This window comes from Streptomyces sp. UF-297, assembly GCF_058245575.1.
In genome coordinates this window covers 49,729-61,968 of record NZ_JBSIBZ010000058.1, presented here as the reverse complement: position 1 = coordinate 61,968, position 12,240 = coordinate 49,729, and the positions used below count along the sequence as shown (strand labels likewise).

The following is a 12,240-nucleotide window of genomic DNA, read 5'->3' as shown; positions in this document are numbered from 1 at the left end:
CCGCCCCCCCCCCCCCCCCCCCGCCCCCCCCCCCCCCCACGGCGGCGGGCTACTGCGCGCGCTCCAGGCGCACCGCGCCGTTCTGGCTGCGCAGTTCGATGGTGCGCTCGCTGCCCTTGTCGCTCGGCACCGAGGAGTTCTCCTGGCCGTTGGTGGCCTTGGTGGTCACCCGGTATTTCTCGCTCCCCTTGGGCAGCGTGACGTTCACGTTCCCGTTGTTCGCCGTGGCGCTGACCTTGCGCGGCGCGGCCGAGAACTCCGCCTTGACCCGGCCGTTGACCGAGGACGCGGTGAACTCCGGGGAGGAGATGCCGGTTGCCGTCGCATTGCCGCCGTGCACCGTGAGCGAGAGCTTTCCGGAGGCCTTGTCGACCGTGACCGAGCCGTCGCGCGCGCTCAGTTCCAGCGGCTGTGGCATGTCGCGGGCGGACACGCTGCCCGCGGTGCTGGTGAGCCGGACGGCCGCCCCCTTGGGCACCGAGACGGTGTAACTGGCGCTGCACGTAAGGGAGATGCCCGAGCAGTTGGTGTCCAGGGTGAGCCGGGAGCCGTCCAGGGACCAGGTGGCGTTGCCGTCCTGTCCGGCCTTGCCCTTCAGCTCGCGGCTCACCGCGATCGTGCCGTCCTCGCCGGTCCGCAGTCTGACGTCGGAATTCTTGGCATCGATCGAGAGCTGCTGGCCCGTATAGCGGAAATTGCGCTGTTCCTTCTTCGTCTCGTCGCCACCTGTCACCGCCGAGCACGAGGTCACGGCTGCGGAAACGGCGACGGCGGCAACGGCGGCAGGTATCAGGCGCGTGCGAATGGTCATTGCTCTCCTTCTGCCGGCCGGCCGCCGGCCCTGGTGATGAGCCGGGTGAAATGACTCGGCGTCACCTTACGTGACGGCATCGAATGATTTATACGGACAGTCAACGTCTGAGGAAACGGCGGGAATCGGTGAACAGGAGCGGCCGCGCAACCAGCGGCACACAGCACGGCGGCGACCGGGCCCCGGCGGCGCTGCGCAGGACCTTGAGCAGCCGCCAGGTCAGCATGATCGCGCTCGGCGGCGCCATCGGCACCGGGCTCTTCCTCGGGTCGGGTCAGGCGCTCGCGCTCGCCGGTCCTGCGGTCGTCCTGGCGTACGTGGCGGCGGCCATGCTGGCCCTCGCCGTGGCGTTCGCGGTCGCGGAGATGGCGGCCGTGCACCCCAAGGCGGGGGGCTTCGGCGCCATCGCGCACCTCTACCTGGGCCCGATGGCCGGTTACGTACAGCGCTGGGTGTACTGGATCGCGCAGGTCGTCAACATCGGCAGCGAGGCCGTCGCGGCCGGCCTGTACGTGCGCTTCTGGTGGCCCCAACTGCCGCTGTGGATCCCCGTGGCTCTCTTCTCCGTCGCCATGCTCGGCGTCAACGCCCTCTCGGTGCGGGTCTTCGGGGAGTTCGAGTACTGGTTCGCCATGATCAAGGTGGTGGCCATCGTGGCGTTCGTCGCGGTCGGCGCCGTGGCGATCTTCGTGGGGCTGCCCGGCCAGGAGGCCGTGGGCACCAGCACCCTCACCGGCAACGGCGGGCTCTTCCCCAGCGGGCTCTCCGGCCTGTGGCTGGCCATGAGCCTGGCCTCCTTCAGCTACATCGGCACCGAGGCCATCTCGCTGACCGCCGCCGAGGCCAAGGACCCGGCCCGGGACATCCCGCGCGCGGCCCGCGCCACCGTCTTCCGGCTCGTCCTGTTCTACGTCCTGAGCATGGCCGTGGTCGTCGCCATCGTGCCGTGGTCCCAGGCCGCGGGGGACGGCGGCGTGGCCCAGAGCCCGTTCGTGCGGCTCTTCGGCGCGGCGGGGGTGCCGGCCGCCGCGGCGGTGATGAACGCCGTGATCCTCACCGCCGCGCTCTCCGCCATGAACACCAACCTCTTCGCCACCGCGCGGGTGCTGTACTCCCTCGGCGAGGACGGCGCGGCCCCGGCCCGGCTGACCCGGCTCACCCGGCACGGCTCGCCGCTGGCCGCGCTGCTGTGCTCCGGCGTCGGCGCCCTCTTCGCCGTGCTGGTCTCCGCCGTCTCCCCGGACCGGGTCTTCCCGATGCTGCTGGCGGTCGCGCTGTTCAGCGCGCTGATCACCTGGCTGATGATCTTCGCTACGCATCTGGCCTTCCGCCGCCGGCGGCGCGCCGAGGGGCTGGCGCCCTCCCCCATCGCGCTGGCCGGCGCGCCGGTGACGACGCTGCTGGCGATGGCGTTCATCCTCGCCGTGCTGGTGACCATGGCCTTCACGGAGCAGTTCCGCCCCGCGGTGCTCACCGGAGTGCCGTGCGTCCTGCTCGTCGTCGCCTCCTACGCGCTGCACCGGCGCCGCGCGGACCGCGCCCTGCGCACCACCGCGCCGCCGGCCCCCCGCCCCGCCGAGGAGAGCCCCTCCCCGAGCCGCTGAGCCACCACGGCCGGGGCGACCGGCAGCCCCGGCCCCCAGCGCCGGCCCTGCTCCAACGGCAGCGGCCCCCCGGTGCGCGCCGCTCGTCGCGCACCGGGGGGCCGCTCGGGCCGAGGGACCGGATGGTCAGGCGGTGTGGGACACCGCCTCCCGGCCTGCCGGAGCGTCCCCACCCTCCGTGCTCTCGGCCGGCTTGACGGGGCCGCCGCGCAGCGGGACCTCCTTGAGGAACCACGCCGCCGCGAATCCGATGACGCTGATCAGCGCGCCCCACAGGAAGACCTGGTGGGTGCCGCTGGCGACGGCGTGCATGTACGCGTCCTTCACCCCGGCGGGCAGCTTGTCCAGCGCCTTGAAGTCCATCTGCGTACCGCCGCTGGCCACCTTGGACCCGGCCGCGCCGAGCCGCTCGGTCATCGTCTGCTGCACCTGGTTGGTGAAGATCGCCCCCATGATCGCGACACCGAAGGAGCCGCCGATCGTACGGAAGAGGGTGGCCGAGGAGGAGCCGACGCCCATGTCCTTCATCTCGACGCTGTTCTGCGCGACGAGCATCGTGGTCTGCATCAAGAAGCCCATGCCGGCCCCGAGCACGATCATGAACAGGCTGGAGGTGAGCCGGGTCGTACCGGTGTCCATCAGGGACAGCAGCCCGAGCCCGATCGTCAGCAGCGCACCGCCGCCGACCACGAAGATCTTGTACTTGCCGGTCTGGGTGGTCACCCGGCCCGCGATCAGCGAGACCACCAGCAGCCCGCCCATCAGCGGCAGGAGCAGCAGCCCGGAGTTGGTGGCCGAGGCGCCCTGGACGCTCTGCTGGAACAGCGGCAGGAAGGTCATCGACCCGAACATCACGAAGCCGACCAGGAAGCCGATGACGGTGACGAGCGAGAAGTTGCCGTTGCGGAAGATGTGCAGCGGCAGGATCGGCTCGCTGACCTTGCGCTCGACGAAGACGAACGCCACCAGGGCGACGACGCCGGCCGCGCCGAGGCCGAGGATCTGCCCGGACAGCCAGTCGTACTCGGTGCCGCCCCAGGTCGTGATCAGGACGAGCGAGGTGATGCCGATCGTCAGCAGCACCGCGCCCACGTAGTCGACCCGGCCGCGCGCCCGCTTCTTGGGCAGGTGCAGTACGGCGGTGACCATGGCGAGCGCGATCGCGCCCAGCGGCAGGTTGATGTAGAAGGTCCAGCGCCAGCCGAGGTGGTCGGTGATGGTGCCGCCGACCAGCGGGCCGCCGACCATCGCCACGGCCATCACGCCGGCCATCATGCCCTGGTACTTGCCGCGCTCGCGCGGCGGAATCAGATCACCGATGATCGCCATCACGCCGACCATCAGGCCGCCGGCGCCCAGGCCCTGCACCACGCGGAAGGCGATGAGCTGGCCCATGTCCTGGGCCATGCCGGAGGTCACCGAGCCGACCAGGAAGATCACGATCGAGGTGAGGAAGGCGCCCTTGCGCCCGTACATGTCGCCGAGCTTGCCCCAGATCGGGGTCGAGGCGGCGGTGGCGAGCGTGTAGGCGGTGACCACCCAGGACAGGTGGTTCATCCCGCCCAGCTCGCCGACGATCGTCGGCATGGCCGTGCCCACGATCATGTTGTCGAGCATCGCGAGGAGCATCGCGATCATCAGTGCGAAGAGCACCACCCGCACACTGGCCGGCTGCTTGCCCTGCTCCCCCGTGCCCTGCCCACCTGTCGGTGGTTTTGCTATGTCTCCCATCGGAGCCTCGGTCCGCTGCGACATCCCCGCATCACTCCACTTACTTGCCGCCCGGCTAGTTAGGTACGGTGATGAAGGTAGGGCTCCAACTAGCCGGGCGTCAAGTAAGTTAGAGACGGCCCGTTAGCTTGACGAGAGTGATCAAGTGCGAGTGATCTAGTTTGATCCCGTACCGACGGACGCAGGAGAGCACCATGGGCAGCACATCGCAGACGCGACGGGGCAACACCCGCCAGCGCATTCAGGACGTCGCCCTGGAGCTCTTCGGGGAGCGGGGGTACGACAAGACCTCGCTGCGCGAGATCGCCGAGAAGCTGGATGTCACCAAGGCCGCGCTCTACTACCACTTCAAGACCAAGGAAGACATCATCATCAGCCTCTTCCAGGACCTGGCCAGGCCCATGGACGAGCTGATCGAGTGGGCCAAGGAACAGCCGCGCACCCTGGAGACCAAGCAGGAGATCATCCGCCGTTACGCGGAGTCCCTGCGCGATGCCACGCCCCTGTTCCGGTTCATGCAGGAGAACCAGGCCACGGTGCGCGAACTGAGCATCGGGGAGACCTTCAAGGAGCGCATGCTCACCCTCTTCGGGCTGCTCAGGGAGCCCGAAGCGGATCTGACCGACCAGGTCCGCTGCCTGACCGCGCTCTTCTCCCTGCACGCCGGGATCTTTGCGATGAACAACCTCGAAGGCGACCCCGAGGACAAGCGCAAGGCCATCCTGGAGGTCGCCACGGAAATGATCACTGCCGCGAACTCACCGCGTCCGGAGCGGTGAGCCAAGGGGCGCCCCGCCGAGCGGCGCGCTGCTGAGGCAGGCGCTGCCGAGGGCCGCCCGCGAGGCGCGGCGCGGCGCGGCGCGGAATCAGACCTTGTCGCCGTGCGCCCGCAGGAAGCCGACCGGCTCGATGCCCGAGCCGTAGTCCGGGCCCGTGCGCACCTCGAAGTGCAGGTGCGGCCCGGTGGAGTTGCCGGTGCTGCCGGACAGACCGATCTGCTGGCCGGTCGCCACGTTCTGGCCGGGCTGGACCCGCACCTGCGAGAGGTGCGCGTACTGCGTGTACGTGTGGTTGTCGTGCTTGATCACGATGGCGTTGCCGTACGCCGGGCCGTCGCCGCCGCCGTTGCCGCCGGCCTTGACCACGACACCGCCGTGCGCGGCCTTGACCGGCGTGCCGGTGCCCACCACGAAGTCCTGCCCGCTGTGGTTGTGCGCCCACATGCCGCCGGCGATGCCGAAGGTCGAGCCGAGCACGTAGGAGTCCACCGGCGAGACCCAGGAGTGCGCGCGCTCCTCGGCGGCCTTCTTCTCCGCCTCGTCCGCCTTGCGCTGCGCGTCGGCCTGCACGGTGAGCGCCTCGTCCAGGCCCGGCGCCAGATCCGTCAGCACCAGGGCGTCCGCCGCCGTCGCCGTCCCGGCACCCAGCGCGAGGGACGCCCCCAGGCCCACGGCCATCACGGCGGCGCGGGTGCGCAGGGCGGTCTTGTTCGTATACCGGGACTTGGCGTGCTTCGACATGCGGGAAGGCCTCCAGAAATGAATGAGTCCCGGCTGCGGGCCGGGATCGCCATTCCTTGGTAACCGCTCGTCGCCGCACGTTCAAAGCGCCCTTCTACTACCCCTCCCCGTAGCGAAACCCGAGGGAATGGGCCGCCAGCTCTACCCCGCCCGCCATCGGACCAAACGCAGAGACCGCGTCCTCCAGGAGGGCGATCTCGCGCCACCCGCGCCCCGGTGACCTGCCCCTTCGCACTTTCGACCAACCGCCCCACCGGCCCCTGCACCCCGCACCCCCACCCCGGGAAACACCAGCCCCTCCTCCCCGGCGGCGGCCGGCTCCTATTCCGCCTAGTAAGGCCGAAAAGGCCTGTGCGTCATGTCACCGCGACATAAGATCCACTGCCTTTCCGGCGGGTCTTTGGGCTGTCCGAATCGGGACCAACGACCCCGCGCCCCGGGCCACCGAATTCCGCCGCCGGCCCCTGCCGGGTTCGCACGCCGAAATATCGCGCGCCGCCGCGATCAGACCGCGCTCCTGCCCCGCCCATCCGCTGCCGTCCCCTACGACCCCGGCGTCCCCGAACGCCCCCGTGTGCGCTCTTGTACGCCCCTGCTCACCAGCAGGAACCTCGGAGCGTAGGTATCGCGATCGATCCACTGCGGCATCGAGCGCCGGCACCACCGAAAGGGAAGACAGCATGGACCCCATCGCTCCAGGCGTTCACGTAAGAGAAGATCCCAGCGGTGTCCGCACCATCACCGGGGCGGGCACCTCGACACCGGCGTTTCTCGGCCGCGTCCAGCAGGGCCCGGCCGCCCCCACGCTCGTCCGCAGCCACCAGGACTTCTCCCGGACCTTCAGCCCGGCGCCCAGCACCCGCGGGGAGCTCGTCCTGGCCGAGGCGGTGTACGGCTTCTTCGCCAACGGCGGCACGTCCTGCTACATCGTCCCGCTCGGCGAGGAGTCCAAGGACAAGGTGGCCGACCTCAGGGGCGAGGCCGCGGCGCGTACCGGGCTCGCGGGGCTGGCGACCGTGCCGGACGTGTCCATGGTCGCGGTACCGGAGATCGCGATGATGGACGAGGACCGGGACCAGGCCATCCAGACGCTGGTCGAGCACTGCAAGGACATGGGCAACCGGATGGCGATCCTGGACGCCCCCGAGGGCGTCTCGGCCGAGGACCTGCCGGGCGTACTGCCCGAACTGGACGAGGCGGACGCCCTGTTCGGCGCCGTGTACTACCCGTGGGTCACGGTCCCGGGCATCGACGGGACCGAGCGTACGGTGCCGCCGTGCGGCCATGTGGCCGGGGTGTGGGCCCGCTCGGACCTGGAGCGCGGGGTGCACAGGGCCCCGGCCAACGCGGCCCTGACCGGCGTGCTGGACCTGGCGAGCGACCTGTCCGACAAGGAACACATGGCGCTGGCCCGCAACGGCATCAACTCCCTGCGCACCTACCCCGGGCGGGGCCATCTGGTGTGGGGCGCCCGCACGATGGCGAACGACAACCGTGACTGGCACTACCTCAATGTGCGCCGCTATGTGTGCTTCCTGGCCGACTCGATCCGGCAGAGCAGCGCGTGGGCCGTCTTCGAGCCCACCGACGAGCGGCTGTGGAGCACGCTACGAGGCTCCATCGAGTCCTTCCTGGCCGACCAGTGGCGCCAGGGGGCGCTGCAGGGCCGCACCCCGGAGGAGGCGTTCTACGTCGCCTGCGACCACACCAACAACGACCCCGCCGAGCTGGAGCCGGGCCTGGTGACCTGTGACATCGGCATCGCCCCGGTGCGGCCCGCGGAGTTCATCCACTTCACCATCACCCAGACCGTGGGACAGGAGGCCGGGACGGAGCAGTGAGGTACGCAGCACGCCCCGCACAGGCGACTGCCCCGGAACCGTCGTGCGGTTCCGGGGCAGTTTCACCGTCGGTGCGGTGGAGTTACGCGTCCTTGCTCAGGTTCGGGCCCGCGCCACCGGCGGCGGACTCGATCGGCGGGACGTCCGGCAGTGCGGACTTCTCCTCGCCGCGGAAGGTGAACTTCAGGTTCTCACCCTCGCCCTCGACATCGACGACCACGATGTGGCCCGGACGCAGCTCGTTGAAGAGGATCTTCTCCGAGAGGGCGTCCTCGATGTCGCGCTGGATCGTGCGGCGCAGCGGACGGGCGCCGAGCACCGGGTCGTAACCGCGCTTGGCCAGTGCCTGCTTGGCGTCGCTGCTGAGCTCGATGCCCATGTCGCGGTCCTTGAGGCGCTCGTCGACCTTGTCGATCATCAGGTCCACGATCTGGATGATGTCTTCCTGCGAGAGCTGGTGGAAGACCACGGTGTCATCGACACGGTTGAGGAACTCGGGGCGGAAGTGCTGCTTGAGCTCTTCGTTGACCTTGTTCTTCATGCGCTCGTAGCCGGTCTTGACGTCGCCCTGGGCCGCGAAGCCCAGGTTGAAGCCCTTGGAGATGTCCCGGGTGCCGAGGTTGGTCGTCATGATGATGACGGTGTTCTTGAAGTCCACGACCCGGCCCTGGGAGTCGGTCAGGCGACCGTCCTCCAGGATCTGCAGCAGCGAGTTGAAGATGTCCGGGTGGGCCTTCTCGACCTCGTCGAACAGGACGACCGAGAACGGCTTGCGGCGCACCTTCTCGGTGAGCTGGCCGCCCTCTTCGTAGCCGACGTAGCCGGGGGGCGAGCCGAAGAGCCGCGAGACGGTGTGCTTCTCGCTGAACTCCGACATGTCGAGCGAGATCAGCGCGTCCTCGTCGCCGAAGAGGAACTCGGCGAGGGTCTTGCTCAGCTCGGTCTTACCGACACCCGAGGGGCCCGCGAAGATGAACGAGCCACCGGGGCGCTTGGGGTCCTTCAGACCGGCCCGGGTACGGCGGATGGCCTGCGAGAGCGCCTTGATGGCGTCCTTCTGCCCGATGACGCGCTTGTGGAGCTCGTCCTCCATGCGCAGCAGGCGGCTGGACTCCTCCTCGGTAAGCTTGAAGACCGGGATGCCCGTGGCCGTGGCCAGCACCTCGGCGATCAGCTCGCCGTCGACCTCGGCGACGACGTCCATGTCGCCGGCCTTCCACTCCTTCTCCCGCTTGGCCTTCGCGGCCAGGAGCTGCTTCTCCTTGTCGCGCAGGCCCGCGGCCATCTCGAAGTCCTGCGAGTCGATCGCGGACTCCTTCTCCCGGCGCACGTCGGCGATCTTCTCGTCGAACTCGCGCAGGTCCGGCGGCGCGGTCATCCGGCGGATGCGCATCCGGGAGCCGGCCTCGTCGATCAGGTCGATCGCCTTGTCCGGCAGGAAGCGGTCGGAGATGTAGCGGTCGGCCAGCTGCGCGGCCTGGACCAGCGCCTCGTCCGTGATGGAGACGCGGTGGTGGGCCTCGTAGCGGTCGCGCAGACCCTTGAGGATCTCGATGGTGTGCGGCAGCGACGGCTCGGCGACCTGGATGGGCTGGAAGCGGCGCTCAAGGGCCGCGTCCTTCTCCAGGTGCTTGCGGTACTCGTCCAGCGTCGTGGCACCGATGGTCTGCAGCTCGCCCCGCGCCAGCATCGGCTTGAGGATCGAGGCCGCGTCGATGGCGCCCTCCGCGGCGCCCGCGCCGACCAGCGTGTGCAGCTCGTCGATGAACAGGATGATGTCGCCGCGGGTGCGGATCTCCTTGAGGACCTTCTTCAGGCGCTCCTCGAAGTCACCGCGGTAGCGGGAACCGGCGACCAGCGCGCCCAGGTCCAGGGTGTAGAGGTGCTTGTCCTTGAGGGTCTCGGGCACCTCGCCCTTGACGATGGCCTGCGCCAGTCCCTCGACGACCGCCGTCTTGCCGACGCCGGGCTCGCCGATGAGAACCGGGTTGTTCTTCGTACGGCGCGACAGCACCTGCATGACGCGCTCGATCTCCTTCTCGCGCCCGATGACCGGGTCGAGCTTGGATTCGCGCGCCGCCTGGGTGAGGTTGCGGCCGAACTGGTCGAGGACCAGGGAGGTCGAGGGGGTGCCCTCGGCCGGGCCGCCGGCGGTGGCGGCCTCCTTGCCCTGGTAGCCGGAGAGCAGCTGGATGACCTGCTGCCGCACCCGGTTGAGATCGGCGCCCAGCTTCACCAGGACCTGGGCGGCGACGCCCTCGCCCTCGCGGATCAGGCCGAGCAGGATGTGCTCGGTGCCGATGTAGTTGTGGCCGAGCTGAAGGGCCTCGCGGAGCGACAGCTCCAGGACCTTCTTGGCACGGGGGGTGAAGGGGATGTGCCCGGACGGAGCCTGCTGCCCCTGCCCGATGATCTCCTCCACCTGCTGGCGGACCGCCTCGAGCGAAATCCCGAGGCTCTCCAGGGCCTTAGCGGCGACACCCTCACCCTCGTGGATCAGGCCCAGGAGGATGTGCTCGGTGCCGATGTAGTTGTGGTTGAGCATCCGGGCTTCTTCCTGAGCCAGGACGACAACCCGCCGCGCGCGGTCGGTGAACCTCTCGAACATCGTTAATCGCTCCTCAGAGCGGTCAGGCAGTAAGGGGTCGGTCCCCTCCCTGTCCTTCCGCAGCTTAGTCCCGCAAGCGGGGACCGCTCATTCCAACTGCCGACACCCGTCCTTGGCCTCCTGCCCCGAACGCCGACATCTGCTCCAACCCGATGGTGCGAGACGATGTTCCCGCAGGCCAGGCATATACGCCCTGTGCCACTACGCCCGTGGCGAACGCCGCCCTCGCCGACACGCCAGCCCGGCGCCGGGCACGGCCCGGCCGAAGTGCCGAATGCGCTGCGTTCATCGCTCTTCATCGTCCCTCCCCACATGGAAAGTCTTACCCGCCGCCACTGACACTCCATGCGGCACGGGCCGTTTCCATCAGCTACGGGCGAACATCCTTGCGCCACCCAATGCGCCCCTACGCCCCCTGTCGTAGCCACGTTACGTATCCGGCCATCAACCCAACGTAACTTCTTGGGACTTCGGCAGTTGCACCGGGCATGGCCATCGCGCTTCCGCGTCAGCGCTCCCCCCGGACACCTCCCACCGCCCTGCGGCAGTGGTACGAGGAGGAGCTGCGCTGGCCCACCGACGGCGGGGAGCCCCTCCAGCTGCTGACCGGGGTGCGCTTCGACGCCCTGGACCTGCCGGCCGGGGCGGGCCGCGCGGTGCTGCGGCGCGTACGGCACACCGGCCCGGTCGCGCTCGTGGCGGACGCGGGCGACGGCTGGTGCGGCGGCGCCAGGATGCTGATGCTCGTGGCCGCGGGCAGCGCCGAGGAACTGCCGGGGCTGCTCCAGTGGCTGGAGTGGGACGCCCTGGACCTGGACCTCAGGGTCCGCGGAAGCGGAGAGCGCATGCCCGCGCCCCCACCGCCGCCCTGGAGTCCGGGCTCGCGGGAGGCCGCGGGGTGGGTGCGGCCTCCCGAGCCGGAGCGCGAGGTCGAGACGGCTCTGCCCACCACGGGGATCGGGGCAGGACCGAGGGGCGATGGCAACGCCCCCGACCTCGTACGACTCGTGAGCGCGGCGGCTACGGAGTGCCACCGGGCCCGGTTGCTGGGTGTGGGTAATGCACAAACCGAACGCGTGAACCGCCCTCAGCCGTTGGCCTTCTCGAACGCCTCGCGGATCTCGGCCGGAACGCGGCCGCGGTCGTTGACGTTGTAGCCGTTCTCCTTGGCCCACGCGCGGATCTTCGCGGTGTCCGGGCTGCTGCTGACGGACGCCCGCACCTTGCCGCGGCCCGAAGCAGCACGACCGCCGGTCTTGCGGCCGGCCTTCACGAAGTCCGCGAGCGACTCGCGCAGCTTCTGGGCGTTAGCGGTGGTGAGGTCGATCTCGTAGGACTTGCCGTCGAGAGCGAACGTCACCGTCTCGTCAGCCTCGCCACCGTCGAGGTCGTCGACAAGAAGAACCTGAACCTTCTGTGCCACCGGTTTCCCTTTCATCGAATGTGGATTACGACGGAAAGCAAACCGCTTTTCCGGGAAAAACACAAACCCCTGGGTAGGGTTCACTTGCCCAGCGACCGGGGAACACATGCTTCCGTAGCTATGAGATAGGGGCGCGATTCGGACATAGAACGCTGATCACAGGTGCAGAAGCATGCGGCTGTTGCCCAGGGTGTTGGGCTTCACTCGTTCGAGACCGAGGAACTCGGCAACGCCCTCGTCATAGGAACGCAGCAGCTCGCTGTAGACATCTGTGTCGACGGGCGTCTCGCCGATCTCCACGAACCCGTGCTTGGCGAAGAAGTCCACTTCGAAGGTGAGGCAGAAAATGCGCCGTACTCCGAGCCTGCCTGCAGTGTGCACGAGCTTGTCCAGGAGTTGATGCCCCACCCCGGTGCCCTTCATCCGCGGGTCCACGGCCAGGGTGCGCACTTCGGCCAGGTCTTCCCACATCACGTGCAGCGCCCCGCACCCCACGACCGCGCCCGCCCGCGCACCGTCCGCGGATACCGCTTCGGCCTGCTCGGCCACCCAGAACTCCTGGATGTCCTCGTAAAGCGTGACGGTGGCTTTGTCGAGCAGGATCCCCTCGCGCGAGTAGGAGTCGATGAGCCGGCGTACCGCCGGCACATCGCTGGTCCTGGCACGTCGGACGGTGACGCCTTTTGATAGCGGAGCCATGCG

10 protein-coding genes are annotated in these 12,240 nt (G+C 69.2%); 4 read left to right on the top strand and 6 right to left on the bottom strand.

Features of this window, described 5'->3' with window-relative positions; genetic code table 11:
- Positions 1–49: 49 nt before the first annotated feature.
- On the bottom strand, positions 50–811 hold the full coding sequence (locus tag AC4IJH_RS28130) for a DUF4097 family beta strand repeat-containing protein (RefSeq protein WP_490854679.1): 762 nt from the start codon (positions 809–811) through the stop codon (positions 50–52).
- A gap of 128 nt (positions 812–939) precedes the next feature.
- On the opposite strand from AC4IJH_RS28130, the gene AC4IJH_RS28125 reads away from it, so the two are divergent.
- Positions 940–2,415 (top strand): amino acid permease, encoded by a 1,476-nt coding sequence (locus tag AC4IJH_RS28125; RefSeq protein ID WP_490854678.1) that lies wholly within the window; start codon positions 940–942, stop codon positions 2,413–2,415.
- Positions 2,416–2,541: 126 nt separating this feature from the next.
- On the opposite strand, the gene AC4IJH_RS28120 is transcribed toward AC4IJH_RS28125, so the two are convergent.
- Complete coding sequence (locus AC4IJH_RS28120) at positions 2,542–4,146, bottom strand: MDR family MFS transporter (protein ID WP_490854677.1); 1,605 nt, start codon at positions 4,144–4,146, stop codon at positions 2,542–2,544.
- 194 nt (positions 4,147–4,340) lie between these two features.
- Between AC4IJH_RS28120 and AC4IJH_RS28115 the strand changes: the two genes are divergently transcribed.
- Positions 4,341–4,925: a TetR/AcrR family transcriptional regulator gene (locus tag AC4IJH_RS28115; protein WP_490854676.1), complete on the top strand. Its 585-nt coding sequence runs from the start codon at positions 4,341–4,343 to the stop codon at positions 4,923–4,925.
- 87 nt (positions 4,926–5,012) lie between these two features.
- Here AC4IJH_RS28115 and AC4IJH_RS28110 read toward each other — a convergent pair whose 3' ends face one another.
- Positions 5,013–5,666 (bottom strand): M23 family metallopeptidase, encoded by a 654-nt coding sequence (locus AC4IJH_RS28110; protein WP_490854675.1) that lies wholly within the window; start codon positions 5,664–5,666, stop codon positions 5,013–5,015.
- Between the two features lie 680 nt (positions 5,667–6,346).
- Between AC4IJH_RS28110 and AC4IJH_RS28105 the strand changes: the two genes are divergently transcribed.
- Positions 6,347–7,507, top strand: a complete 1,161-nt coding sequence (locus tag AC4IJH_RS28105; RefSeq protein ID WP_490854674.1) for a phage tail sheath family protein — start codon at positions 6,347–6,349, stop codon at positions 7,505–7,507.
- A gap of 82 nt (positions 7,508–7,589) precedes the next feature.
- Here the strand turns inward: AC4IJH_RS28105 and AC4IJH_RS28100 are convergent, their stop codons facing one another.
- Positions 7,590–10,115, bottom strand: coding sequence for an ATP-dependent Clp protease ATP-binding subunit (locus AC4IJH_RS28100; RefSeq protein WP_490854673.1), 2,526 nt, complete (start codon positions 10,113–10,115; stop codon positions 7,590–7,592).
- Positions 10,116–10,603: 488 nt separating this feature from the next.
- Here AC4IJH_RS28100 and AC4IJH_RS28095 point away from each other — a divergent pair, with 488 nt between their 5' ends.
- Positions 10,604–11,272 (top strand): SCO3374 family protein, encoded by a 669-nt coding sequence (locus AC4IJH_RS28095; protein ID WP_490854672.1) that lies wholly within the window; start codon positions 10,604–10,606, stop codon positions 11,270–11,272.
- Here the strand turns inward: AC4IJH_RS28095 and AC4IJH_RS28090 are convergent.
- The gene (locus tag AC4IJH_RS28090; RefSeq protein WP_490854687.1) at positions 11,203–11,538 is read right to left on the bottom strand and encodes a histone-like nucleoid-structuring protein Lsr2; all 336 of its coding nucleotides are present in this window, start codon (positions 11,536–11,538) and stop codon (positions 11,203–11,205) included. The genes AC4IJH_RS28095 and AC4IJH_RS28090 overlap by 70 nt on opposite strands.
- Before the next feature lie 156 nt (positions 11,539–11,694).
- Entirely contained in the window at positions 11,695–12,237 is a 543-nt protein-coding gene (locus tag AC4IJH_RS28085; protein ID WP_490854671.1) for an amino-acid N-acetyltransferase, read from the bottom strand.
- Positions 12,238–12,240: the final 3 nt, after the last annotated feature.

Bases quoted from the DNA above. Each gene is read 5' to 3' on its own strand.
- AC4IJH_RS28130 (WP_490854679.1), bottom strand. From the start codon at position 811: ATGACCATTCGCACGCGCCTGATACCTGCCGCCGTTGCCGCCGTCGCC.
- AC4IJH_RS28120 (WP_490854677.1), bottom strand. From the start codon at position 4,146: ATGGGAGACATAGCAAAACCACCGACAGGTGGGCAGGGCACGGGGGAG.
- AC4IJH_RS28115 (WP_490854676.1), top strand. From the start codon at position 4,341: ATGGGCAGCACATCGCAGACGCGACGGGGCAACACCCGCCAGCGCATT.
- AC4IJH_RS28110 (WP_490854675.1), bottom strand. From the start codon at position 5,666: ATGTCGAAGCACGCCAAGTCCCGGTATACGAACAAGACCGCCCTGCGC.
- AC4IJH_RS28105 (WP_490854674.1), top strand. From the start codon at position 6,347: ATGGACCCCATCGCTCCAGGCGTTCACGTAAGAGAAGATCCCAGCGGT.
- AC4IJH_RS28100 (WP_490854673.1), bottom strand. From the start codon at position 10,115: ATGTTCGAGAGGTTCACCGACCGCGCGCGGCGGGTTGTCGTCCTGGCT.
- AC4IJH_RS28095 (WP_490854672.1), top strand. From the start codon at position 10,604: ATGGCCATCGCGCTTCCGCGTCAGCGCTCCCCCCGGACACCTCCCACC.
- AC4IJH_RS28085 (WP_490854671.1), bottom strand. From the start codon at position 12,237: ATGGCTCCGCTATCAAAAGGCGTCACCGTCCGACGTGCCAGGACCAGC.